Source organism: Calothrix sp. CBUCES-K 9914 (genome assembly GCF_059640475.1).
This window is the reverse complement of sequence record NZ_JBXXZH010000446.1, coordinates 1-4297: the sequence shown is the minus strand read 5'-3', so window position 1 is coordinate 4297 and position 4297 is coordinate 1. Positions and strand designations below refer to the sequence as shown.

Here is a 4297-nt window from a genome sequence, read left to right as displayed (position 1 = left end):
TGTAGCAGAAACATTCCTAAAACTTGGCGCCACCGCATGGGTACTACGAACAAACCAAATAGGTGGCTTTAACCCAGACATCGAACCAGTGGCGCCAATCACATTTTAATTAGTAAAAAGTGCTGAGTGCCGAGTGCTGAGTAGGTTGGGTGAAGCGGCGCTTCGTTACCCAAAAATTTTTATATCTGATTTATCCTCTAGGGATTTTGGCACCTAATTCAAGTTTTCCTAGAGGATATTATGTATATCCAACTTATCCTCTAGGAATTTAACACCTGATTCAAGTCTCTACGTAGGTTAGGTGGACGAAGCGCGTAACCCGACAATTCTAAAGTTAATATTGGTATCTGATTCAAATTTTCCTAGAGGATATATGTATATCTAATTTATCCTCTAGGAATTTCGCGCCTGATTTAAATTTTCCTAGAGGATATTATGTATATCCAACTTATCGTCTAGGAATTTAACACCTGATTCAAGTCTCTACGTCCCAACAATTTTTATATCTGATTTATCCTCTAGGAATTTTGGCGCCGTTTGGTATTTACAAGCGAGGATATTCATTAATTTTGTTCAATCATCCAAACCAAAAAGCCCAAAATCTGTTCTACAGGTGGAATAGGATAATCCATCAAATCTAAAGTTAAAATATTTCCCTCAAGCTTTAAAAATCTCCATTGCGTCCCAGTACTGACACTGCCATAAATTGCTTTAACTGGTAGCTGTTTATTTTGATTAAACCTTTGAGCAGCTACCATTGTTGCCGCACATTGCCCTAATCCAGATTTAATATTTTCTTGCTTCGCTTCTACAACTACAACGACAGGCGCCTCAATTTCAATTTGTTCAGATGATTTACTAACTAAAAAATCACAAAAACCGTTCAACCCAACGCTAGCATCAACATCAAACTTTTCACCGGAAAAAACGCTAATTTGCCGTTCTAATATATCGCGTACTTCTAACAAAATCGGATTAATAATACCTTCGGAACGAGCTTTTTCATTCCCTGTTGCAGTTGCCCAAGGTAAAGAGCGCGCGAGTAACATCGTTAATAAATTACTTGGCGCCACTGGTTCAACTTCTGGAAAAAAGCGCGTTCCTTCAATTGCCGTTAAACCAAAATCTTGCCTTGCTTTGCTCCAAGTAAATTCGTTGTATGCCATTTTAAAAACCACCTAGATTTTAAAAATTAAATAAACAAAGTAAAAATAAGTCTCGCGCGTAAGAAACTGTAACTGACTTTCAAAACTGCGATAACGAGTAGTAGGTGTTGGTGATGGAAATGCATCTAAACCTATGTTTCTTGCCATCAATACTGCGCGCTTCATATGTAATGGGTCGCTAACGATAAGAAAGTTGTTTAAATTGTGCTGTTGAGCAACTTCCTTAGCATACTGAAGGTTTTGATTAGTAGTACGTGATTTTGTTTCGGTTAATATATCTAGTTAATTAACTCCATTTTGTACAGCATACTGTTTTCCTGCTTCTGCTTCTGATATTTGTTTACCTATCCCAACTCCACCTGTAAAAATTAATTTACTAACGTCACGAGTTTTATAAAGATTGACAGCGTGGTTGATGCGTTCACGGAACACTGGTGATGGCTCACTGCCCCATACTTCGGCGCCTAATACGATGGCAGCATCAGCTTTAATTCGATTTGGCGTATTACCGTAAATATATATATGACCAGCAGTAAATAGTATAACTAGCAGTAACCCGATTAAAAATAAACAAGTCATTTTAATAACTCGCGTATATCCCATGATACTAATGTTCAGAGCTAAAATATACTGTGCAGGTAGAGTTAACAACCATGAATCAATTAACTACGGTAGAACAAGCTCTTATAGAACGACAGAAACTACCAGAAGCCCTGGCGCCTGGGATGTTAAAACCTAGTTACGATGGACTAGGACTTACGAATATTGCAGCTTTAGCTCTCGAATGGTTGTGCGAACCCTATATATTAAGCGCACACAAAACTGTAACACCTTTTAACCCCGAACTTTTAGCAATTGAATCTTTGACAGATGCTTGGCATAGCTGGTTATATCAGGCGCCCATAAATCATGTAGTGTTAATCATCTTAGATGCTTTTGGTTACGAACAGTTCCGAACGTTAAGCAGTGAAGGTGTAATACCAAGATTAACTCAAGCATGCAATTCACCGCAGGCTTTTTTTATGCCAGCTACTTCAGTTTTTCCTACCACAACTGTAACAGCACTAACTTCTGCTGCAACCGCACAGGCGCCTGCTCAACATGGTCTAATTAATACCCATGTGTACTTCCAAGAAGTTGGTAGCTTGGTTAATTTAATTGGTTATCGTCCAAGTTTCACACCAACATCGGCGCCTTATTTAGATACCCAACTTAACCCCGACACACTTCTACCGATACCTAACATCTACCTGCTCATGGAAAAGTCAGGCGTAGATGTTGAAATTATTAACTATCATCAATTCAGAAACTCAAGCATCAGTCGTTTTACTAGTGCAGGTAGTAAAGCCAGTACAGACAGTTACTTTGGCTACCGAACTCCTGCTGATGCTTTTAATCAACTACGTCAACGCTTGCTTTGTAAGAACAGTAATGTAAAAAGCTTTACTTATCTATATATTCCAGAAATCGATATTTTTGCCCACTGTTATCAACCGCTAAGTGAGAACTACCGAGCAGAAGTAGCGAGTATTGATTTTTCACTTTACCGCGAATTATTTGAGCCATTAGCAGGACGTAAAGATACTGTATTACTCATCACCGCAGACCACGGTCAGCGCGCGGTTTATCCAGATAAAATAACTTGGTTAAACCAGCACCCAGCTTTAAATAAAAACTTATCCGCTCCATTTACAGGAGGAACTCAAGCACGTTATTTGTATATCAACAAAGGTAAAGAAAAAGAAGTATGTGAATATATTCAGCAAAATTTAGCAGAAGAATTTTTGCTTTTGTCGAAAGCTGAAGCTATAGAACTTGGTTTATTAGGACTACCAGGAAAAGAACTAAGCGAATTGAGTTATAACCGTTTGGGTGATGCAATAATAATTCCCCAAGGTGACTGGGTTAGTTTTGAGAATGATACACAGCATTACCCTGTAGGTATTCACGGTGGTTTGAGTCGCGCAGAAATGTTAACTCCATTTTTAGCTTATAGATTGTAATTTACTGCTCTTTTTAAACTCTCTTGTGGAACAGGCATCCTTGCCTGTTTATGTTTTTGTTCTGCTGGAGGAAATATAATATCTATTGGGCTTCAATTACTCTTGGCTTAGTAGCTCTTGTGCAGCCAAATAAACTTTTGTCCATTCACCCATAACTTGATGCGCTTTGAGCATCTCTTTCTTCTCTTCCTTTGCGTTCTTTGTGTCTTTGTGGTTCTTTAAAGAGATAAACCACAAAGACACAAAGGACACAAAGAGAGGAATACAAGGGGTTATAAAAAATGTGTTTACACGGTAGCGGTGTGGAAGGGGGAAAAAAGAAGAGGGATCAAATTTCAATAATTAAATACCTAATCCAACTATATTTATATGTGGTGGATGCTCGATAATAAACTGGTAATATATTTCTTGTTTAGATTGCGGCGCCATTTTCACTTCCCATTCTAATACGCCCATTTCGCCAAGCTGAATTGGTGGGTTAGAACGGTTGAGATAAATTTTGATTTGTTCGTGACGACTTTTTGGTATTTGCTCACTAAGTTTTAAACTTGCTTCAATGTTGAGTAAGTTAGTAATAATTAGCCGATACGCATAAGTAATTTTACGATTACTCCCAATTAATTTCTTATCTACTTGGCGTTCTACCAATTCACGTTCTATTTTTAGACTCTCATCAATACCTAAATTGATTTTAAATTCTTGTCCCGGCACCACATTTTCGAACTGTGCTGTACCAACAAACACATTATCACGGTAAATACTGGCTTTACCTGGTAATAAAGTGGTGCCAACCGTAGTATTTTTTGTAGTATTTTTGACTGTTGTTTGTAAATAAGCGAAGCTGACTAGACGTGGCATTGCCACATAACTAAAGTTACAAGGATAATCCGAGTTAAAAATTGTCGCTTTATGCGGCGCCCCATCATTGGGTATGTTGCCATTGTTACTGAGTTGAAACGAAACTACGCTTCCTTCTTTCGATACTTCAGCAGTGACAATTTCTGCTTCTACGTAAGCTTCTTGTGCTGCTTCATATTCCTCATCATTCTCATTATCATTATCTTCAAATTCTGAACTGTAGCCACGGCGCCGTCGTACTCGTCTAGCACTCTCCTGCATCATTGCTGG

General features: G+C 38.3%; 3 protein-coding genes and 1 pseudogene. 1 reads left to right on the top strand and 3 read right to left on the bottom strand.

Annotation, left to right across the window (positions count from 1 at the left end):
• Nucleotides 1-563: 563 nt before the first annotated feature.
• On the bottom strand, nt 564-1166 hold the full coding sequence (locus tag AC2JBO_RS43565) for a hypothetical protein (RefSeq protein WP_496959846.1): 603 nt from the start codon (nt 1164-1166) through the stop codon (nt 564-566).
• Nucleotides 1167-1178: 12 nt separating this feature from the next.
• A pseudogene (locus AC2JBO_RS43560) lies at nt 1179-1745 on the bottom strand (YdcF family protein).
• Between the two features lie 74 nt (nt 1746-1819).
• Between AC2JBO_RS43560 and AC2JBO_RS43555 the strand changes: the two are divergent.
• Nucleotides 1820-3169: an alkaline phosphatase family protein gene (locus tag AC2JBO_RS43555; protein WP_496959845.1), complete on the top strand. Its 1350-nt coding sequence runs from the start codon at nt 1820-1822 to the stop codon at nt 3167-3169.
• Between the two features lie 342 nt (nt 3170-3511).
• Here AC2JBO_RS43555 and AC2JBO_RS43550 read toward each other — a convergent pair.
• The coding region (locus AC2JBO_RS43550; RefSeq protein WP_496959844.1) for a mucoidy inhibitor MuiA family protein at nt 3512-4297 on the bottom strand (786 nt) is incomplete at its 5' end.